This window comes from Rhizobium sp. Root491, from assembly GCF_001427205.1.
In the GTDB taxonomy this organism is placed as follows: domain Bacteria; phylum Pseudomonadota; class Alphaproteobacteria; order Rhizobiales; family Rhizobiaceae; genus Agrobacterium; species Agrobacterium tumefaciens.
Map to the genome: position 1 here is coordinate 89,614 of NZ_LMFF01000018.1, position 20,400 is coordinate 110,013.

Annotated in this window: 18 protein-coding genes; 16 read left to right on the forward strand and 2 right to left on the reverse strand. The window is 57.9% G+C overall.

Annotated features, from left to right (window positions below; all coding sequences use genetic code 11):
- The first annotated feature begins 56 nt into the window (after positions 1 to 56).
- The 3 genes from ASD46_RS23505 to ASD46_RS23515 all read left to right on the forward strand — a co-directional run bounded on the left by ASD46_RS23505 (position 57) and on the right by ASD46_RS23515 (position 3,176).
- Complete coding sequence (locus ASD46_RS23505) at positions 57 to 2,009, forward strand: putative bifunctional diguanylate cyclase/phosphodiesterase (protein ID WP_013762205.1); 1,953 nt, start codon at positions 57 to 59, stop codon at positions 2,007 to 2,009.
- Between the two features lie 607 nt (positions 2,010 to 2,616).
- Entirely contained in the window at positions 2,617 to 2,910 is a 294-nt protein-coding gene (locus ASD46_RS27965; RefSeq protein ID WP_025595135.1) for a hypothetical protein, read from the forward strand.
- Positions 2,907 to 3,176: a DUF1488 domain-containing protein gene (locus tag ASD46_RS23515; RefSeq protein ID WP_013762208.1), complete on the forward strand. Its 270-nt coding sequence runs from the start codon at positions 2,907 to 2,909 to the stop codon at positions 3,174 to 3,176. Before ASD46_RS27965 ends, ASD46_RS23515 begins: the two co-directional genes overlap by 4 nt.
- Before the next feature lie 111 nt (positions 3,177 to 3,287).
- Here ASD46_RS23515 and ASD46_RS23520 read toward each other — a convergent pair whose 3' ends face one another.
- Positions 3,288 to 3,575 carry a hypothetical protein gene (locus ASD46_RS23520; RefSeq protein WP_013762209.1) on the reverse strand — a complete coding sequence of 96 codons (288 nt, stop codon included), beginning with the start codon at positions 3,573 to 3,575 and terminating at the stop codon, positions 3,288 to 3,290.
- A 528-nt stretch (positions 3,576 to 4,103) separates the two neighbouring features.
- On the opposite strand from ASD46_RS23520, the gene ASD46_RS23525 reads away from it, so the two are divergent.
- Genes ASD46_RS23525 through ASD46_RS23550 form a run of 6 tightly spaced genes read left to right on the forward strand, consistent with a single transcriptional unit; the run spans position 4,104 to position 9,793 of the window.
- The gene (locus ASD46_RS23525; RefSeq protein WP_013762211.1) at positions 4,104 to 5,129 is read left to right on the forward strand and encodes a LacI family DNA-binding transcriptional regulator; all 1,026 of its coding nucleotides are present in this window, start codon (positions 4,104 to 4,106) and stop codon (positions 5,127 to 5,129) included.
- A gap of 35 nt (positions 5,130 to 5,164) precedes the next feature.
- Complete coding sequence (locus ASD46_RS23530) at positions 5,165 to 6,118, forward strand: substrate-binding domain-containing protein (RefSeq protein ID WP_060642837.1); 954 nt, start codon at positions 5,165 to 5,167, stop codon at positions 6,116 to 6,118.
- Positions 6,115 to 6,924: an ATP-binding cassette domain-containing protein gene (locus tag ASD46_RS23535; protein ID WP_013762213.1), complete on the forward strand. Its 810-nt coding sequence runs from the start codon at positions 6,115 to 6,117 to the stop codon at positions 6,922 to 6,924. The genes ASD46_RS23530 and ASD46_RS23535 overlap by 4 nt, the downstream gene beginning before the upstream one ends.
- Entirely contained in the window at positions 6,921 to 7,925 is a 1,005-nt protein-coding gene (locus ASD46_RS23540; RefSeq protein WP_003518264.1) for an ABC transporter permease, read from the forward strand. Before ASD46_RS23535 ends, ASD46_RS23540 begins: the two co-directional genes overlap by 4 nt.
- 4 nt (positions 7,926 to 7,929) lie before the next feature.
- Positions 7,930 to 8,997, forward strand: coding sequence for a phosphotriesterase (locus ASD46_RS23545; protein WP_082546252.1), 1,068 nt, complete (start codon positions 7,930 to 7,932; stop codon positions 8,995 to 8,997).
- 25 nt (positions 8,998 to 9,022) lie between these two features.
- Positions 9,023 to 9,793, forward strand: coding sequence for a glutamine amidotransferase (locus tag ASD46_RS23550; RefSeq protein WP_060642901.1), 771 nt, complete (start codon positions 9,023 to 9,025; stop codon positions 9,791 to 9,793).
- A gap of 31 nt (positions 9,794 to 9,824) precedes the next feature.
- Here ASD46_RS23550 and ASD46_RS23555 read toward each other — a convergent pair whose 3' ends face one another.
- Entirely contained in the window at positions 9,825 to 10,721 is an 897-nt protein-coding gene (locus ASD46_RS23555; RefSeq protein ID WP_013762216.1) for a ribokinase, read from the reverse strand.
- A 24-nt stretch (positions 10,722 to 10,745) separates the two neighbouring features.
- On the opposite strand from ASD46_RS23555, the gene ASD46_RS23560 reads away from it, so the two are divergent.
- The 7 genes from ASD46_RS23560 to ASD46_RS23590 all read left to right on the forward strand — a co-directional run bounded on the left by ASD46_RS23560 (position 10,746) and on the right by ASD46_RS23590 (position 20,394).
- Positions 10,746 to 11,588 carry a BtpA/SgcQ family protein gene (locus ASD46_RS23560; protein ID WP_060642838.1) on the forward strand — a complete coding sequence of 281 codons (843 nt, stop codon included), beginning with the start codon at positions 10,746 to 10,748 and terminating at the stop codon, positions 11,586 to 11,588.
- A 19-nt stretch (positions 11,589 to 11,607) separates the two neighbouring features.
- Positions 11,608 to 12,864, forward strand: a complete 1,257-nt coding sequence (locus ASD46_RS23565) for a Zn-dependent hydrolase (protein WP_060642902.1) — start codon at positions 11,608 to 11,610, stop codon at positions 12,862 to 12,864.
- A 262-nt stretch (positions 12,865 to 13,126) separates the two neighbouring features.
- Complete coding sequence (locus tag ASD46_RS23570; protein WP_003518253.1) at positions 13,127 to 13,684, forward strand: fasciclin domain-containing protein; 558 nt, start codon at positions 13,127 to 13,129, stop codon at positions 13,682 to 13,684.
- A 338-nt stretch (positions 13,685 to 14,022) separates the two neighbouring features.
- Positions 14,023 to 16,812, forward strand: coding sequence for a bifunctional aconitate hydratase 2/2-methylisocitrate dehydratase (locus ASD46_RS23575; RefSeq protein ID WP_060642839.1), 2,790 nt, complete (start codon positions 14,023 to 14,025; stop codon positions 16,810 to 16,812).
- Positions 16,813 to 17,057: 245 nt separating this feature from the next.
- A complete protein-coding gene (locus tag ASD46_RS23580; protein ID WP_060642840.1) occupies positions 17,058 to 18,182 on the forward strand; it encodes a hypothetical protein in 1,125 nt (374 codons plus the stop codon).
- Positions 18,182 to 20,134, forward strand: a complete 1,953-nt coding sequence (gene asnB / locus ASD46_RS23585) for an asparagine synthase (glutamine-hydrolyzing) (protein WP_060642841.1) — start codon at positions 18,182 to 18,184, stop codon at positions 20,132 to 20,134. Before ASD46_RS23580 ends, asnB begins: the two co-directional genes overlap by 1 nt.
- Positions 20,131 to 20,394, forward strand: a complete 264-nt coding sequence (locus tag ASD46_RS23590; RefSeq protein WP_003518245.1) for an acyl carrier protein — start codon at positions 20,131 to 20,133, stop codon at positions 20,392 to 20,394. Before asnB ends, ASD46_RS23590 begins: the two co-directional genes overlap by 4 nt.
- Positions 20,395 to 20,400: the final 6 nt, after the last annotated feature.

Sequence of the window (20,400 nt, forward strand, 5' to 3'; positions counted from 1 at the left end):
GATGATGTAAGACGGACTTGCTAAACAACCGACTCTGTACTCGATGAGTCGTGCAAATGAACATAACAAACGCCAAACAGAAATTGCTTGATTTTATGTCTGTCCGGTCCGACAATCCGGACCTGGTGAAAGCGCAATATCGCGCCTTCACCCGGCAGATGCCGATGATGTATTTCATACTGATTTCAAGTACATGGGCGCTGGCGACTACACATCTGCAACTGGCGCCGTTTTGGCTCACCATTGGAATTCCGGCTTTTTTTACACTCGGCTGCACCGTCAGGATCGCGTTCTGGTGGAGGACCCGCGGTATCGATCCCGCGCCGAAGGTGGCTCATGCAGCGCTTCAGCGCACAAATCGCCTGGCGGCCGGCATTGCCGTGGTATTTACGCTCTGGTCTTTTCTGCTGGTGCCGTATGGGGACGCCTATACGCAATCCCACGTCGCCTTCTACATGGCGATTACCGTCATATCCTGCATCTTCTGTCTGATGTATGTGCGTTCGGCGGCGTTCATGGTCACGGCCATCGTCAACGGCGCCTTCGTCATCTTTTTTTTGGCCTCACAGCAACCGACATTCATCGCCATTGCCATCAATGTTCTGTTGGTCTGTGCGGGCATGATGTCCATCCTGTTGACCAACTACCGCAATTTCGAGCGCATGATTGTTTCGCAGCAGCGCACGGAAGCGCTGAACAATGAGAACCTGCTGCTTGCCAATATTGACAGCCTGACGGAACTGCCTAACCGCCGCGCCTTTTTCGCCCATCTGGAAGCCGAGATCGAGAAAGCAAGGGTGGCGGGAACGCGGCTGGCGCTGGGCGTTATCGATCTCGATGGGTTCAAGCCGGTTAACGACCTTTACGGCCATTCCGTGGGCGACAGGTTGCTCGTCAGCGTCAGCAAACGTCTCACAGATACTCTGACGACCAGCAGGGCATTTAGACTTGGCGGAGACGAATTTGCGATCGTTGCCCCCATCATACCTGACGATGCACAACTCGTTGCAAATGCGAACGTGATCTCGGAACGGTTGAGGGAGGCCTATCATCTTCCCGAGGGGACTGTGCATGTCGCTGCTTCCATGGGCATCGCCGTATTTCCGTGCCTTGCTCTGACGCTTGAGCAACTTTTCGACCGTGCGGACTATGCGTTGTATCACGCCAAGAAAACCCGGCGCGGCGATGCCGTCCTCTTCGATGCGGAGCACGAAAAGCAGATCAATATCGAAGCTCGTATCGAACATCTGCTCAAGCAGAAAGAGATAGAAAACGAGCTTTCAGTCGTGTTCCAACCGATCGTCGACATACGCGATGGAAGAGCTGCGGGCTTTGAAGCACTGGCGCGCTGGCACAGCCCGGTCCTTGGGCATGTCCCGCCTGCCCAGTTCTTCGCCATTGCCGAGCGGGCCGGTATCGTCAGCTCGCTGACGCGGCCTCTTCTTCGAACCGCTCTCGCTTCCGCATCGGTATGGGAGCCATCCCTTAGACTGTCCTTCAACCTCTCGGCCCATGACCTCAATTCCTGCGAAGGCGTGCTGTCATTGATCGGCATCATCGAAAACAGCGGCTTCGACGCAACACGTATTGACCTTGAAATTACCGAAACGGCCTTTGCGCATGATTTCGAACAGGTCAGGCAGTCGGTCGAAATGCTGCGGCGGCTCGGTTGCGGCATTTCGCTGGACGATTTCGGCACCGGTTATTCCAGCCTGACACGGCTGCACGCTCTCCCCCTCACCAAGATCAAGATTGACCGCAGCTTCGTCACGGATCTGCACGAAAAGCCAGCCAGCTACAAAATCGTTAAATCGCTGCTCACGCTCAGCCGCGACATGGGGTTGGAATGCGTGGTGGAAGGGGTCGAAACACTGGAGGAACTCGCGGCCCTTGAAGGTCTCGGTGCTACGCTGGTGCAGGGTTATATCTATGCGGCACCACTACGAGAACAGGATGTCCGTGAGTTTCTTTCCGGACAGGCAAAAAAGCACATGATCCTGTCAGCCTGAAGTGGCCTGGGTTTTTCGGCCCCGATTTTCCGGCTGCGATGCCTGCCTGCTGATGTTGATCCGGGGAAGGACAGGAAACAGGGCTCGGCTACTTCTATCATGGCGTAGAAATGTCTGCTTTGAATAGACATGTTTGCTTTTTCTGCCCGGCAGGTTTTTAGCGTCCGCCTTGTTTTCCGCGCAATCCAGGCGCAGTATAGGCTTCGTTGTGCTGGCAGCACGGCTCCCCGGTGTCAGAGAGGCACCGCCTCTTCTTCGTTGTCCTTTAGTGAATGTTTGCGCTGACGGTGCCGTATTTCTTTGCGGTAATCACCGAGATGTCACCTATTGCGGCACGAGCATGCTGGTTGACGGGCGATTACGCTGCCACCAGTTGCACAACGCAGACCATCTGCATTTCTCCAGTGCCATTTCATGGCATCTGGTCGTTTCGCTCCTGGATTTTCTTGGTACCACCCGGACACGACACCGCATTTAGTCCTTAGGGATGTCTGGCTCAAGCACCACTCCGATCGATAGGGACTTTCGACCGAGAGACAGGAACGCAGCAGTCGCAATGTAGAATAAAACCGGCTCCACGCGGATCAAAGCCGCGCTGAAGCCTCGGATGAAAGGCAAGACCATGAATAGTTATAACGACCAAAGACGCCAGGCGCTCAGGATCGAAGTTTGGGAGAACGAAGGCGGGACTTCCGTCGCCGATACGGTTGACTCCCAATATGGAAGAAGGATCGAGAGGGACCAAACCTGGACCATATATCATGTATTCACCGGTGTGCCGGTACGGGTGGGTGGCCGCAGGCTGACTGAACTCAGCATATCGGAAGCAACCGATGGCATGCTTTCACTCAATCGTCGTAACGTTTTGCGAAGGGAAGAACGCAGCAGGTGTGAAGCATGACACTGGCTTTCCCCAACTCGGCCCGCAGTTTTGACGATGTGCGTAAAGCTGTGCGGTTTTTCGGCCATGACGGCATGTTCGAAATCCGGTTTTTTGTCGAAGCCGCTGCACTCGCTAAGGGCGGCGTGCATGCAACAGGCATGTCGGAAGCCCAATGCCTTTCGTCTTTTGACGCAATGCGCACGCCGATCTACGAGGCTGCCAAGAAGGTGTATGCCAAGTACCGGCGCAATTTGAACGTCCTGACGACTTCCGACTTCGGCTAGAGCACATCCTGTTTAAACAAAATTGTCTGACGTGCTCTAGCTATTTGTTTTTACGCATTTTCCGGGCGTAAAACTGCTACGCACTTTAGGAAATGCGCGACCATTGCGGGATCATGGAATGGCGCGCGGGCCGGCGGCTACGGTTGCGACGTCGCGAGCCAATGCATCATCGATTTCAGTTGGTGACACCTGAAGGAACTGGCGGCGGTTCATGGCGACAGCGACCGCGGGAATCTCTAGATGGGTTCCCACGCGGCGATACGCCGTGAAGCTGAGGCCCTCTATCAATTCCTCGTCTATGACCAGGCGATAAGTGCCCGCTCCCAAGGGTTCCGAAAGGGCCTCCAGACGGAACGGATGCGTGAATGTGATTTCGGTCTCTGTGGTTCTTTCGATCATGTCCAACACCGCTTTCGGTTGCGTTAAAACCCGCACAGTTACAGCCGGTTATCGCAACTATGCGCCGATCAGGATGTAAACGATCAACGCCACACTTGCCGCAGACAAGACGTAGCCAGCCAGCGTTGCGAGATTCTGTTTTGTCGGTTGGTGGAATATGGAAGACATGGCGTCCTCCTTTGTCGGGGCCAGGGTATTCAACCCTTAAACAGCAGCGCCCGTACTATAGCTGCTGGAACAAACACAGTGGACCCGTTTCATTCGTTTAGCAATGAAACAATCCTGATAATCCGAGGTGCTGATCGAAGACACCTCTATGTGAAGGCGAGGAGCGCCGTCACTCGTCTCGCGATTGCCCTTCTCCGTCGGAAGGCCGCAAAAGTCTCCGATATGCCAAAATTCGAATGCCTCACCAAATGATCTTGACAGGGGGCAAGTTTTGGATTTCCTTGTAAACCGGTTTAGTAAATCGCTTTACAAGCTCTATCAAGAGGCCAAAGGCCCACGGGAACAGGAACGGGAAGAATGATGGCGCCAAATCGCGCGACCAGTCTGAAGGATGTTGCCCGCACGGCGGGTGTTTCCGTCGCTACGGTGTCGCGGCTGCTCAACGGCTCACTGGAATTGCCTGCGGACACGAAGGCCCGCATCGAAGACGCCATTCGCCAGCTCAACTATGTTCCTAACCCGCATGCCCGGCGTCTGAGCCGTGGGCGCTCCGATACGATCGGTCTCGTCGTTCCCGATATCGGCAACCCGTTCTTCGGCATGCTGGTTGCAGCAGTGGAAGAGGAGGCAGACAGGCGCGGTCTTGCCGTATCGCTTTTCGCAACGTTGAACCGGCCGGGACGCGAACTGTCCTATCTGCGGCTTCTTGCCCGCAACCATGTCGACGGGCTGGTCTTTGTTACCAACCACCCCGATACGGACGAGCTTGCCGAGCTTATCAGCGCCACCGGCAAAGTCGTTGTGGTCGATGAAGACGTCAGTGGGGCATCCGTGCCGAAGCTGTTCTGTGACAATGAACAGGGCGGCCGCTTGGCTGGTGAACACCTTGCCGGATATGGCCACGAACGCGTACTTTATGTCGGCGGCCCGGCAGAGATGCTCAGCACGCAGCGGCGTTTCCTTGGGTTGGAGGCAGCGTTGCGGACACATTGCGGCTCCGAGCCGTCGATCATGCGCTATTGCGGCGACTATACCGCGGAGTTCGGTCGCGAGGCGGCCTTGCGTTTTCTTTCCGAAGGCCGTCCCGCCACGGCAATTTTCGCCAGCTCCGACGAAATCGCCATCGGGATGATTGAAGTCTTGCGGGCGCAGGGTGTGCGCATTCCGCAGGACGTATCGATGATCGGCTTCGACGATGTCGGCCCGCTGCATCTGTTCGATCCGCCGCTTACCGCCATTCGCCAGCCGGTCAGGGCCATTGGCCAGCGCGCCCTGTCGTTGCTCGCCGAAACCAATTGGGAACAGGAAACTCCGGCCCATCCGGAAGAGCTGCTTCCCGTAGAAATCGTCGTGCGGAGCTCCGTTGCGCCGCCGTCGAAACAATAATTGCGACGGACAAAACCAACAGAGGAAGAACGCAAATGACAATAATCAAACGCAGATATTTCTCCGCAGCCCTTGCCGCCACCGTTCTGGCCGGGGCGACGCTTTCCGCCGGCATTGCCGGTGCCGCGGAAAAGACGATAGCCCTGGTGCAGATCAACCAGCAGGCCATCTTTTTCAACGACATGAACAAGGGTGCGGAAAAGGCGGCGAAGGAAGCGGGCGTCAAGCTCGTCATCTTCAATGCCAATAACGATCCGGCAGCGCAAAACAGCGCCATCGAGACCTATATCCAGCAGAAGGTCGATGGGATCGCGGTCGTTGCCATTGATGTCAACGGCATCATGCCTGCGGTAAAGCAGGCCGCCGAAGCGAACATCCCAGTGGTCGCTATCGACGCAATATTGCCGGAAGGGCCTCAGAAGGCACAGATTGGCGTCGACAATGCCAAGGCTGGTGCCGACATGGGCAAGTTCTTCGTCGACTATGTGAAGTCAGACATGGGCGGCAAGGCCAAGATCGGCGTCGTCGGGGCCCTCAACTCATTCATACAGAATATCCGCCAGAAGGGCTTTGAGGACACGCTCAAGGATCAGTCCGGCATCACGGCGGCTGGCGTCGTTGACGGACAGAACGTGCAGGATACGGCTCTTTCCGCAGCGGAAAACCTCATAACCGGCAATCCGGATATGACCGCAATCTACGCAACAGGTGAACCGGCCCTTCTCGGCGCCGTCGCTGCCGTCGAAAGCCAGAGCAAGCAGAAGGACATCAAGGTCTTCGGCTGGGATCTGACCAAGCAGGCGATCGCTGGCATCGACGCCGGTTATGTCGCGGGTGTCATCCAGCAGGACCCGGCGGCCATGGGTGCTGCGGCCGTCAAGGCGCTGAAGACCGTTTCTGATGGCGGCAGTGTCGAAAAGACGATTGCCGTGCCCGTGACCATCGTTACCAAGGCCAATGTCGAGCCCTACCGGGCGGTCTTCAAATGATCGCCGGCGGACAGCACCCAACCGCTGTCACCGGCGCTGGGGGAGATATTCTCCCCCAGCATCTCTCCGGTGCGGCGCAAGAACCGCGCGTCTCGCTTCGCGGTATCGTAAAAACCTTCGGTTCACATCAGGCGCTGCGCGGCGTCGATCTCGACATCTATCCCGGTGAATGCCTGGGCCTTGTCGGTGACAACGCGGCTGGAAAATCGACGCTGACGAAGGTTATTTCCGGAACCTACATTCCGGATGAAGGATCCATTACGCTCGAAGGGGAAGAGGTCCGTTTCTCCGGTCCCGCCGATGCGCGCAATCGCAATATCGAGATGGTCTTTCAGGATTTGAGCCTCTGTGACCATATAGACGTGATCGGCAACCTGTTTCTTGGGCGCGAGATCACCAAGGGTCCGTTCCTCGACCGGCAGACGATGTTGGCCGAGGCCCGCAAGATGCTGGACGCGCTGGAAATCCGTATTCCAAGGTTGACGGCCAAGGTGGAAAAACTTTCCGGCGGACAGCGGCAGGCAATCGCAATTGCCCGTGCGGCGTCCTTCAATCCCAAGGTCCTGATCATGGACGAACCCACTTCGGCGCTTGCCGTGGCAGAGGTGGAGGCCGTTCTGGCGTTGATCAACCGGGTCAAGGCCAAGGGCGTGTCCGTCATCCTCATCACTCATCGTCTTCAGGATCTGTTCCGCGTGTGTGATCGCATCGCCGTCATGTACGAGGGAACGAAGGTCGCCGAACGGCAGATCAACGAAACCAGCCTCGAAGACCTCGTCAAACTGATCGTGGGAGGTCGCCATTGACCGTCTACACTGAACGCGCCAAGGGCTCACCCGTCGCCGATTTCATCGCCGAAAACGCGCAGGTCTTGTCCATAACGGCCTTTTTCATCGCCTGCATGCTGTTCTTTGCCGTAAGCACGGATACGTTCCTGACGGCAGGCAACCTGCTGAACGTCGTGCGTCAGGCCGCTCCCATCCTCATCGTTTCCGTCGCCATGACGCTTGTCATCATCACCGGCGGCATCGACCTGTCGGTCGGCTCCATGGTTGCGCTGATCAACGCCGTCGGTGCCATCCTCATGGCGGCGGGCTATCCGTGGCCTCTGGTGCTGGTCGCCATGCTCATGCTCGGAGCCGTGCTTGGTCTCTTGCAGGGCTGGTTCATTGCCTATCAGGGCATTCCGGCCTTCATCGTTACGCTCGCAGGCTTGTCCATCCTTCGAGGGGTCGCACTCTATATCACCCAAGGGTATTCGGTGCCGATTCCGGATGCGCCCGGCTTCTTTTTTCTCGGTCGCGGAGACCTGTTCGGTTTCCCGGTGCCGGCGCTGATCGGTATCCTCATCACTGTCGTGGCCTATGTGGTCATTTCGTCCACCCGCTACGGACGCCGGGTCGTGGCGGTAGGCTCCAATCTGGAGGCTGCCCGTCGTGTGGGTATGCCGGCAAAATGGATCCTTGCATCGGTCTATCTGGTCGCAGGCGTGGCATCCGCAATCGCTGGGTTGCTGATCGCGTCACGCCTTGGCTCGGGTTCCTCCAATGCTGCTGTCGGCTTTGAGCTGCAGGTCGTGGCAGCGGTTGTGCTTGGCGGCACATCTTTGATGGGCGGACGCGGAACCATTCTCGGCTCTGTGCTTGGCACCATGACCATTGCCGTGATCGGCAACGGGCTGATCCTGATGCATATTTCGCCCTTTTTCACACAGATCGTCACGGGCGCGATCATTCTTGCCGCCATCTGGCTGAACACGCGCATCTTCACCACCAACTTCCGCTTGGGTTCCAGAAAAAAGGGTTGAGGCCATGGTGGATGAACTCTCGAAAGGCCATATTCGCTCCGGCAATTTCATGACGGTTGCCGGTCCCGTCCCGGTGGAAAAGCTCGGCGTGACGCTGATGCACGAGCATCTTCTCAACGATTGCCGCTGCTGGTGGCACGCACCGAAAACGCCGGAGCGGCAATATCTGGCAGAGGGCTTGGTCTGCCAGGAAATCCTCGGCGAACTTCGCCAGGATCCCTTCGTCAACAAGCACAACATCACGCTGGATGATGAGCCGCTTGCGATTAAAGAACTGCATGAATTCGCCGCTCAGGGCGGCCATACAGTGGTGGAGCCGACCTGCCAGGGTATCGGCAGAAATCCGCTTGCCCTCAGGCGGATATCCGAGGCGACCGGGCTCAACATCGTGATGGGGGCGGGTTATTATCTGGCCTCCTCCCATCCTGAGAAAGTGGCAGCGCTCAGCATCGACGACATCGCCAATGAAATCGTTCACGAGGCGCTTCAGGGCGTCGACGGAACCGGCGTGAAAATCGGTCTGATCGGAGAGATCGGTGTGTCCTCGGACTTCACCCCCGAGGAGCAAAAATCGCTGCGGGGTGCGGCGAGGGCGCAGGCCCGTACAGGTTTGCCCCTCATGGTGCATCTTCCGGGCTGGTTAAGGCTGGGTCACAGGGTTCTCGATGTAGTCGAGCAGGAAGGCGCGGATGTCAGTCACACCGTTCTGTGTCACATGAACCCGTCGCATGATGACCTTGGCTATCAGGGAGAACTTGCCGGCCGCGGTGCCTTCATCGAATACGACATGATCGGCATGGATTTCTTCTATGCCGATCAGCAGGTCCAATGCCCGAGTGACGACGAAGCGGCCAAAGCCATCGTCCAGCTGGTGGAGCGGGGATATCTGGACCGCATCCTGCTTTCCCACGATGTTTTCCTGAAGATGATGCTGACGCGGTATGGCGGCAATGGTTACGCCTATATCCTCAAGCATTTCCTGCCGCGATTGAAGCGGCATGGTCTGGATGACCTCACCTTGCAAATCCTCATGCGGGATAACCCGCGCTCGGTCTTCCAGGCGAAGACGTGACGAACCCATAGAAATGGAACGAAAAATGACAAAGAAAATACTTCTCGTGGGCGAAAGCTGGGTCAGCTCCGCCACTCACTACAAGGGCTTCGACCAGTTCGGCAGCGTCACCTTTCACTTGGGCGCGGAACCTCTGGTAAAGGCGCTCGAAGGTAGTGAATACGAGCTGACCTACCTGACGGCTCATGATGCTGTCGAGAAACTTCCCTTCGATATGGCGGGGCTGGATGCGTATGACGCGATCATCCTCTCTGACATCGGTGCCAATTCGCTGCTTTTGCCGCCTGCGGTTTGGTTGCACTCGAAAACCGTTCCAAACCGTCTGAAGCTTCTCAAGGCATGGGTCGAAAAGGGTGGCGGCCTGCTGATGGTTGGCGGATATTTCTCGTTCCAGGGTATCGATGGCAAGGCCCGGTGGCGTCGCACCCCCGTGGAAGATACGCTTCCCGTGACCTGCCTGCCATGGGATGACCGCGTTGAAATTCCAGAAGGATCGACGGCCGACATTCTGATGCCGGATCATCCCACCGTTGCAGGTCTTTCCGGCGAATGGCCGCTTCTCCTCGGTGTCAATGAGGTAGAGGTGCGCGAGCGCGCGGATGTGGACGTGGTCGCCCGCCTGCCTGCGGAGCAGGGCGGTCATCCGCTTCTGGTCACCGGCATTTTTGGCCAGGGTCGGACAGCGGCGTGGACGTCCGACATTGGTCCGCACTGGCTCTCTCCCGCCTTCTGCGAATGGCAGGGCTACGGCCGTTTGTGGAAAAACATTCTGGGCTGGCTGACAGAAGCTCGCTGAGCGCGGCGGCATGTATCGGTGGAGAGGATCGTCAGTTGGACAAAATATCCGCGAGCTCAAGGATATCGGGAAAGGCTGAAAGCGTGCCCCGACGACTGACGGTCAGCGCAGATGCCTTTGCGCCATGCCTCAACGCCCGTTCATCCACACTGACGTTTCTCAACGCGGCGGAGGCCAGCGTGACGGCCATGAAGCAATCGCCAGCACCCGTCGTGTCGACAACGCCAGTTTTTTCGGCGGGCACGGTCAGGCATTGGTTTGTCGTGCCAAGCATCGAACCCTCGCCGCCAAGGGTGAGGATGACCTGGCGGACACCGGCTGAAATGAGCAATTTTATCGCTGTCGAGCCGGTATCCCCGGTCAGGGCGGCCGCTTCGCCGCGGTTGAGGAAAGCGATGTCCGTGAGCGGCCAGAGACTTTCAAACCAGGGTTGGAGAGGTGACGGATTGAATGCGGTGATCATTCCCGTTGCCTTTGCCTGCGACAGTGCGAGACGGGTGGTTGTTTCGCCCAGATTGCCTTGCACGACGAGAAGGTCGCCGGGGCTGGCTGTACCAAGGGTTCCGGCCACGTCTTCCGGGGTCAGGGATTGTGCGCAGGCAGTGGTCGTGACGATGCTGTTTTCACCATCGGGCGTATTGAAGATGATGGAGAGATCGCTGGTCTGCCCATCCATGCCAATGAGGTCGGCGGTCAGAGGTTCGGTTGCAAGGCGGGCGCGGATGGTCGCAGACCTGTCATCTGTACCTACAGCAGCAGTCAATGTGGTATCGAGCCCACATCGGGCCATGACAATGGCTTGATTGCAGCCTTTTCCGCCAAGATCGCGGAAGGCCTGCCGGCCGAAAATCGAAGCCCCGGCTTCCGGCAGGGCGGAAACGGAATAGGTTTCGTCGAGCGCGATATTGCCGATGACGAAGGCACGCATGAAAAACTTTCGAGAGGACAAGGCATGCAGATCATATCCGACAATAGGGCGAACGCCATCCAGGAAATCTTTGGTCGTGACAAGGCCTTGATCGGCATGGTGCATTGCCCACCGTTTCCCGGAGCACCGAGGTATCGTGGCGCGGCCATGGATGCCATCTACGACGTCTGCATGCGCGATGCCGAGGCTTTGATCGAAGGCGGTATGCATGGTCTTCTCGTTGAAAACCATGGCGATATTCCCTTTTCCAAGCCGGAGGATATCGGTCATGAGACAGCTGCCTTCATGAGCGTGGTGACTGACCGGGTCGCGCGGGCGACTGGCGTTCCGCTCGGTATCAACGTGCTTGCCAATGCGCCGATCCCGGCTTTCGCCATTGCCATGGCGGGCGGAGCGAAATTCATCCGCGTCAACCAGTGGGCCAATGCCTATGTCGCCAACGAGGGTTTCATGGAAGGGCGTGCGGCGGAAGCGATGCGTTATCGATCCCTGCTCAGGGCCGAGCACATAAAGGTTTTCGCCGACAGCCACGTCAAGCATGGCGCGCATGCTATCACGGCTGATCGTAGCATCGATGAGCTGACCCGCGACCTTGCCTTTTTTGATGCGGATGCGGTGATCGCTACTGGCCAGCGAACCGGCAACAGCGCAACGATGGCGGAAATCGAAGAGATCGGGCAGGCCACACATCTTCCGCTTCTGGTCGGTTCTGGTGTTGGGGAAGCCAATATCGTTGAAATCCTGAAGCGCACCAGCGGTGTCATCGTCGCTTCGTCGCTAAAACAGGGCGGTGTCTGGTGGAACCCTGTCGAGCCTGCCCGTGTGCGATCGTTTGTTGAGGCGGCGCAGCCAGGGCTTTCGGGTTGAGGGCAAACGGGAAATGATGATGACGCAAACTCTTTCGATCAACGGGCAGCGACTTATCGATCGACTCGACCGGTTTGCGCAAATAGGCGCGACGGCAAAGGGTGGCGTCAACCGCCAGGCCTTGACCGGCCTCGACCGGCAGGCGCGGCAATTGCTGACGGAGCTGGCGCTGCAGCGCGGCTTCAAGGTCTTTCAGGACCCGATTGCCAATCTGTTCATTCGCCGCGAGGGGCGCAACCCGGATCTGTCGGCGCTGCTTATCGGAAGTCATCTCGACAGTCAGCCCACAGGCGGTCGTTTTGACGGTGCGCTCGGCACGCTCGCAGCTTTTGAGGTTCTGGAAACACTCGAGGATTGCGGGGTGGAAACCGAGCGGCCGGTGGAGGTCGTGTCGTTCACGAATGAAGAGGGCTGCCGCTTCGCGCCGGGCTGCATGGGCTCCATGGCCTTTGCGGCCGGTTCAATTCCAAGCGCCTGGGAGACCATGCGCGCGACTGACGGTGCGCTTTTCGCAGATGAACTCTCCGCCACGCTGGAAAGTCTCCCGGTTGCCGTGATGCGGCCTCTGGGCACGCCGGTTTTCGCTTATCTCGAGGTCCATATCGAGCAAGGCCCTTCATTGGAAAAAGAGGGCTTACCGATCGGCATTGTCACCGGCATACAGGGAACGCGCTGGCTGGAGGTGATTATCGAAGGGCAGACCGCCCACGCTGGAACAACGGCGCTGCAATATCGGCATGACCCTATGCAAGCCACGGCCAACGCGCTTGCTGAACTCTATCGCGACATCATGCCAGCCGATCCGGCCGCGCGTTTCACGATTGGCCGAATGGCCCTTGAACCCGGCGCGGTGAACGCGATCCCGGCAACGGTGCGCTTCACGATCGATTTTAGACACCCTTCGCTGACAACAATCGGCGTCATGGAGCAGACAATCCGCATGGCTATCCAGCAGGCAGCGGCGGACACAGGCTGCTCGGCGACTATTTCGCAGATTTTCGACATGCCGCCGGCAAGTTTTCCGGATGAATTACTTGCCGTATTGGATCAGGCCGCACAAGAGCGGGACTTTTCAACAAAGAGAATGCTCTCCGGCGCATTCCACGATGCGCTTTTTATGAACCGCGTCGCGCCATCGGCCATGATTTTCGTACCCTGCCGGGATGGTCTCAGTCACAATGAGGCTGAATACGTGGAGCAGGAGCATAGTATTGCGGGTGGCAACATGCTCTTGGCTTCGCTTCTCCAGCTGCTAGCGCCGACGGGAGCGTTGTAAATCGAATGTTTGCGGGGAGCTTTCGTCCCTTGTTAGGGTTGCTCCGTTTGCAGATCACTGCGCGCTGGCCGATCGCGAGTGTAATTCGGTTGAGAAAAAGCCGAAATGAATCAGCGCTGTAGCAAGCGATCGTATGAAACTGCCTTTTGCTTGAAACTTTCCTCCTGTCGCTCTCGTCACTTGTGCTGTTCCCCGAGACGGGAACGACAGGCCTTCAGAGGCGCGCTTCCGCGCCGAGGCGATTAGGGAAGAGGAATATTCAATGTTCAAGTCCGCAATCCGTACGCTCGCCCTTGCGACGGCAATCTCGACTCTTGCTTCGGGTGCCTTTGCTGAAAATCCAAAGGTCGGCGGTGCAGCAATGTACGAAAACAAGAACATCATCGAGAATGCCGTCAACTCGAAGGATCACACCACGCTGGTCGCCGCCGTCAAGGCTGCCGGTCTCGTAGAAACCCTTCAGGGCAAGGGACCGTTCACGGTCTTCGCTCCGACCAATGAGGCCTTTGCCAAATTGCCGAAGGGTACAGTCGAAACTCTGCTGAAGCCGGAAAACAAGGCGCAGCTGACCAAGATCCTGACCTGTCATGTCGTGGCGGCCGATGCCATGTCCAGCGCCATCGAGAAGATGATCAAGGATGACAACGGCACCCATGATGTGAAGACGGTCGGCGGCTGCATCCTCAAGGCGAAGGAAAGCATGGGCAAGATTACCCTGACCGACGAAGCGGGTGGTGTTGCGCATGTGACGATCGCCGATGTCAAGCAGTCGAACGGCGTCATTCATGTCATCGACAAGGTTCTGCTTCCGAAGATGTGATTGCTCTTATCTTCTGCATGCCTGATCCGGCCACCTCCTCGGTGGCCGGATTTTTTTGTGCTCGACGTTGCTTCTATCGGTGACGCAATGGTTTGCCGGCATCGCGTACGGCAGGCCGCGGGGAGGAATGCCGGGCGCATCCCTGAGGGCACGACGGCAGACGGCATGCCTGCCTGCATGTTCTCCTGTTCCGTTATCGAAAACAGAAACAGAGTGCGCTATCTTGCCTTCCGGCCCTGGTTGACGTACTCGAAATCGATAGGACCCTGGGCCGATTAACAATAGTGTTTCGTGGCGCTGCGTTTCGGCGCCATACACCTCATGACGTTGGGATTGCGATGAACCTTTACTTGGATTACCTGGCTGAGATCGAAAGCAGAAAAACTCAAGGGCTCGCTCCCAAGCCGATCGACGATGGCGGATTAACCGGCGAAATCATTGCCTTGATCAGGGATACCGGTAGCGAATATCGCGCGGATGCCCTCAAATTTTTCATTTACAACACCTTGCCAGGCACCACGAGCGCTGCCGGCGTCAAGGCCGCCTTTCTGAAGCAGATCATTCTGGGCGAAACTGTCGTTCCGGAGATCACGCGCACTTTCGCCCTCGAACTGCTGTCGCATATGAAGGGTGGCCCCTCCATCGAAGCGCTGCTCGACATCGCCCTTGGTGATGATGCCGGGCTTGCCCAGCAGGCAGGCGAAGTGCTGAAGACGCAGGTCTTCCTCTATGACGCAGACATGTTCCGGCTGCGCGATGCCTTCAAGGCGGGCAATACCGTCGCGAAGGGCGTTCTTGAGAGCTATGCCAAGGCTGAGTTCTTCACCAAGCTTCCCGATGTCGAGGATGAGATCAAGGTCGTGACCTTCATCGCCGCCGAAGGCGATATCTCTACCGATCTTCTGTCCCCTGGCAACCAGGCGCATTCGCGCTCCGACCGGCAGCTGCACGGCCAGTGTATGATCACGCCGGAAGCGCAGGCGGAAATCGTCGCGCTGCAGAAGCAGCATCCCGACAAGCGGGTGATGATGATCGCCGAAAAGGGCACGATGGGCGTCGGCTCGTCGCGCATGTCGGGCGTCAACAACGTGGCGCTGTGGACCGGCAAGCAGGCCAGCCCCTATGTGCCCTTCGTCAACTTCGCCCCGATCGTTGCCGGCACCAACGGCATTTCGCCGATCTTCGCCACCACTGTCGACGTCACGGGCGGCATCGGCATCAACCTGAAGAACTGGGTGAAGAAACTCGGCGAAGACGGCAAGCCCATCCTCAACAATGACGGCAATCCGGTTCTGGAGCAGAAATATTCGGTTGAGACCGGCACCGTTTTGAAGATCGACGCCAAGAGCTACAAGCTTCGTGACGAGAACGGCACGGAACTGGTCGATCTCTCATCCTCCTTCACACCGCAGAAGATGGAATTCATGAAGGCGGGCAGCTCCTATGCCATCGTCTTCGGCAAGAAGCTCCAGACGTTTGCGGCTGAAACGCTTGGCGTCGAGGCCACCCCGGTCTTTGCGCCCAACAAGGAAATTTCCATCGAAGGCCAGGGCCTCACGGCCGTCGAGAAAATCTTCAACCGCAATGCCGTTGGCGTCACGCCCGGCAAGGTGCTGCATGCCGGCTCCGACGTGCGCGTGAAGGTCAACATCGTCGGCTCGCAGGACACGACCGGTCTGATGACGGCGCAGGAACTTGAGGCGATGGCGGCAACCGTCATTTCGCCGCTGGTGGATGGTGCGTACCAGTCGGGTTGCCACACGGCCTCCGTCTGGGACAAGAAGGCGCAGGCGAACATTCCGAAGCTCATGTCCTTCATGAACAACTTCGGCGTCATCACTGCCCGCGACCCCAAGGGCGTCTATCATTCGATGACGGACGTGATCCACAAGGTGCTGAACGACATCACCGTGGACGACTGGGCGATCATCATCGGCGGCGACAGCCACACCCGCATGTCCAAGGGCGTGGCCTTCGGTGCCGACTCGGGCACTGTGGCGCTGGCACTGGCGACGGGCGAGGCGACCATGCCGATCCCGCAATCCGTCAAGGTCACCTTTAAGGGCAAGATGCAGCCGCATATGGACTTCCGCGATGTTGTCCATGCGACGCAGGCGCAGATGCTGAAGCAGCATGGCGACAACGTTTTCCAGGGCCGCATCATCGAAGTCCATATCGGCACGCTGCTCGCTGACCAGGCCTTCACCTTTACCGACTGGACGGCCGAGATGAAGGCCAAGGCGTCGATCTGTATCTCTGAAGACGAGACGCTGATCGAGTCGCTGGAAATCGCCAAGTCGCGTATCCAGATCATGATCGACAAGGGCATGGATAATGCCGCCCAGACACTGAAGGGTCTGATCGCCAAGGCAGATCAGCGTATTGCCGAAATCCGCTCGGGCGAAAAGCCCGCTCTGGCCCCTGACGACAATGCGAAATATTTCGCTGAAGTCGTCGTGGATCTGGACGTGATCGACGAACCGATGATCGCCGACCCCGACGTCAACAACACCGATGTGTCCCGGCGCTACACCCATGACACGATCCGTCCGGTGTCCTATTACGGCGGCACCAAGAAGGTCGATCTGGGCTTCGTCGGTTCGTGCATGGTGCATAAGGGCGACATAAAGATCGTCGCCCAGATGCTGAAGAACATCGAGAAGGCCGAAGGCAAGGTCGAGTTCAAGGCGCCGCTCGTGGTCGCGGCACCGACCTATAACATCATCGACGAGCTGAAGGCGGAAGGGGATTGGGAAATCCTGCAGAAATATTCCGGCTTCGAGTTCGATGATCTCAAGCCGAAGACTGCCAACCGGACGGAATACGAGAACATCCTCTATCTGGAGCGCCCGGGCTGCAACCTTTGCATGGGCAACCAGGAGAAGGCGGAGAAGGGTGATACTGTTCTGGCAACCTCGACCCGTCTCTTCCAGGGCCGCGTTGTTGAGGACACTGCCGAGAAGAAGGGTGAATCGCTGCTGGCCTCGACCCCTGTCGTGGTACTGTCGGCAATCCTTGGCCGCACACCGAGCGCTGAGGAATACAAGGCCGCCGTGGTAGGTATCGATCTGACCAAGTTCGCACCGCCGAAAGCTGCGCCAATCGATTCCCTGTCTGTCCAATACTAAAGTATTTCCGGGCGTAGGACTTTTACCTCCGGAAAAACGTTTGAAACCAAAGATATAGAGCGCGTCCACCGAATTCAGTTGAAACCGGACGCGCTCTAGGGTTGAAATTACCCGTCAAATTCTTTGCAAAACGCCACAATCACGCGAAAAAACGCCGGCACATAACTTCTGATTAATACGCCTGCGGCAGAATAGGAATGATAATTACTTTCGATTAAATATCTATCCGGCAAGAAGCGGCGAGTATGTCTGAAATACGCTCATTTATTGCGGACGATCTCGTGTCCGTGGCTGACATGTTTCACCGTTTTTTGCGGAAGAAGGATGGGGCCGCGACAGATGATCTGACCTCATATTTGCGCGCCGTCTTTCTCGAAAATTCAAACATAGATCCGGATATTCACTCCAAGGTCTATGTGCGTGACGATGGGCGCGTGTCTGGATTTCTGGGTGTGTTGCCCGTGGCAATGGAACTTAATGGCCGGAACATACAGGCCGCTGTCTGCTCTTCCTTTGTCGCTGAAGGCCGTGAGACCGATCCCTTTGCCGGAGCGCGTTTGCTGCGCGAAGTTTTGGGTGGACCTCAGGAGCTGACATTCGGGGAGACGATCAACGACGTTTCCGCCGATATGTGGAAGACGATGCGCGGCCAGCTGCTCGCCTCCTACAGTCTCGATTGGCTGCGGATTTTACGCCCGGCTTCATTCGGGCTGGAAATAGCCGCTGATCGTTTCTCCAGCACTTTCCGCGCGCTGACGCCGTTCAGCAAGATCATCGATCGCACCATTTCGGCGCGTGGCCATGGGCGAGCATTATCCTATTACGCATCACATCCGGACAAGGTGGACAGCTTTACCGACGACGACGCGAGCGATACCGAATTCGCGCGTCTGGCACGGGAACTCGTCGGCCACTTTCCGCTCCATCCCGTTTGGACCGAGGAAAGCCTGTTGCACATGCTCCAACACGCCAAACGCAAACGTCTGCACGGCGAACCAGTCCAACGGATTGTGAGGGCCCGCGGCGGCAGGGCGGTGGGGCTTTTTCTTTACCACGGCAATCCAACGGGCATCGGCCGGACGCTGCAGATCATGGCCGTGCCCGGGCAGGAGCAGATCGTGATCGATCGGCTGATCCGCAATGCCTATGATCGTGGTCTCGCGGCCATCAGGGGCCGCACCCAGCCGGCACTGCTGCGGGCGATGCTCGGCAAGAAATGCACGTTTCTGCATGCGTCATCCACCATCGTGCATTCGCGCAATGCGGACCTCCTCAAGGCAGCGACGGATGGAACGGCATTTTTTAACGGCTTTTGCGGTGAAAGCTGGACGCGCCTCATCGGTGACAGCTTTGGTCAGGCGGTCGAGTAATGTGCGGAATTGCCGGATTTTACCGACACGACATGCCGGCCGAGCGCGCAAACGAGCGCCTTGCGCTGATGGCGTCGCGTCTTAAGCATCGTGGTCCAGATGCGCATGGAGCCCTGCTGCGCGGCGATGTCGGCCTTGCCCACGCACGGCTGGCGATTGTGGGCATTGCCGATGGCGCGCAGCCGATGCGCACCGTCGAAGACGATCTTGCCATTTCCTTCAACGGCGAAATCTTCAATCACGTCGAACTGCGCGAAACGCTGTCCGCACGCGGCCACCATTTCCGCACCCACTCCGACACCGAAGTCATCCTGCATGACTATCGCGACAAGGGGCTGGATTGCCTCAACGAATTCAACGGCGATTTTGCCTTCGCCCTGCACGACGCCCGCAACGACACGCTGGTGCTTGCGCGTGACCGGATGGGTGTCCGGCCGCTTTATTATACGTGGCATGAAGGTACGTTTTATTTCGCATCCGAGATCGGGGCGCTTCTGGCGTTGCCGGGAATGACGGCCGAGGTCGATCCGGTGGCGCTGGATCAGATATTCACCTTCTGGTTCCCGTTGCCGCCGCGCACCGCCTTTCGCGGCATTCACGAATTGCCGCCCGGTCATCTGATGATCCTGCGCGATGGCGCGTCCACGGTACGGCGCTGGTGGCAGCTTTCCTATCCTGACGGCAAGGACACAGCACCGCCGGCAAGCCTTGGCGCGCAGGTGGAAGAGCTGACGGCGCTGCTGGCCGACGCAACGCGGATCAGGCTTCGCGCCGATGTGCCTGTCGGCTCCTATCTGTCCGGCGGGCTCGATTCCTCCCTCGTTTCTGCCCTGGCTGCGCAAAGCGTTAGCCGAGGCCTGCGCACATTTTCGCTGGCCTTCGAAAGTGCGGAGCACGACGAAAGTATCTGGCAGAAAACAATGAGCCAGCATCTTGGCGTCGCATCCGAAACCACGGAGTGCTCAACTGCGGACATAGCGGAATACATGCCTGAGGTCATGGAGCACGTGCAGACGCCCATTCTTCGCACAGCACCGGTGCCGCTTTACCTGCTTTCCCGGCATGTGCGCGAACGGGGCATGAAGGTGGTGCTGACCGGTGAAGGTGCTGATGAGCTGTTCGCTGGCTACGATATTTTCCGCGAAGCGCGGGTACGGCGCTTTTGCAGCCGCCAGCCGCAATCGGCTCGCCGGCCGAAACTGTTCCAGCGGCTTTATCCCTACCTTCCGGGGCTGAAACAGCAGACGCCGGATTATCTGGCACGCTTTTTCTCCTTCGGCGCAGAAGCCACCGACGAACCGCTGTTTTCCCATCGGCCGCGCTTGCGCTCGACGGCGGCGGCGAAAATCTTCTTTTCAGCGGAATTGAAAGCGCAGCTTGGCGACTACGACGCTGCGGCCGATCTTGCCGCGCAGTTGCCGGAGGATTTCGGCCGCTGGCATCCGCTTCATCAGGCGCAGTACCTCGAGACAGCATTTCTCTTGCCCGGCTATATACTGTCCAGTCAGGGAGACCGGGTCATGATGGCAAATGGAGTGGAAGGCCGGTTTCCGTTCCTCGATCCCCGTGTGGTAGACTTTGCCGCAGCGCTCCATCCCGAGGCGAAACTGCGCGGTCTGAAGGAAAAATATATCCTTAAACAGGCTGCAGCCGAGCTGGTGCCCGATGCGATCTTAAACCGACCCAAGCAGCCCTATCGCGCGCCCGACGCGGAAGCTTTCGCGGATGCCGGCTATCTCGAAACCGTACTTTCTACCGGTCAAGTCAGGACCACCGGCCTGTTCAATGCCCAGGCGGTGGAGAAGCTGACAACCAAGGTGCGGCAAAAACAGGCGACCGGCTTTCGCGACAACGCAGCCTTCGTCGGGATACTCTCGACCCAGCTTCTGCACGCTGCCACGACCCAGAATTCCACAACGTCATCGCAAAAAATCGAAGGAAGCTCCAAATGACCAATGAAAGCACCGGCATGAAAGCCGAAATTCGCGGTTTCATCATCGAAAACTTTCTGTTCGGTGACGAAAGCCGGCCTTTTGGCGACGATCTTTCGTTGATCGACAATGACATGGTCGATTCCACGGGAATTCTCGAATTGGTGAGCTTCATCGAGGAACGCTACGGCGTCCGCGTTGCCGACGGCGATATCGTACCGGCCAATCTTGATACGATCGACAACATCGCCGCCTTCATCGGTCGCAAGCAGACCGCCTGAAATTTC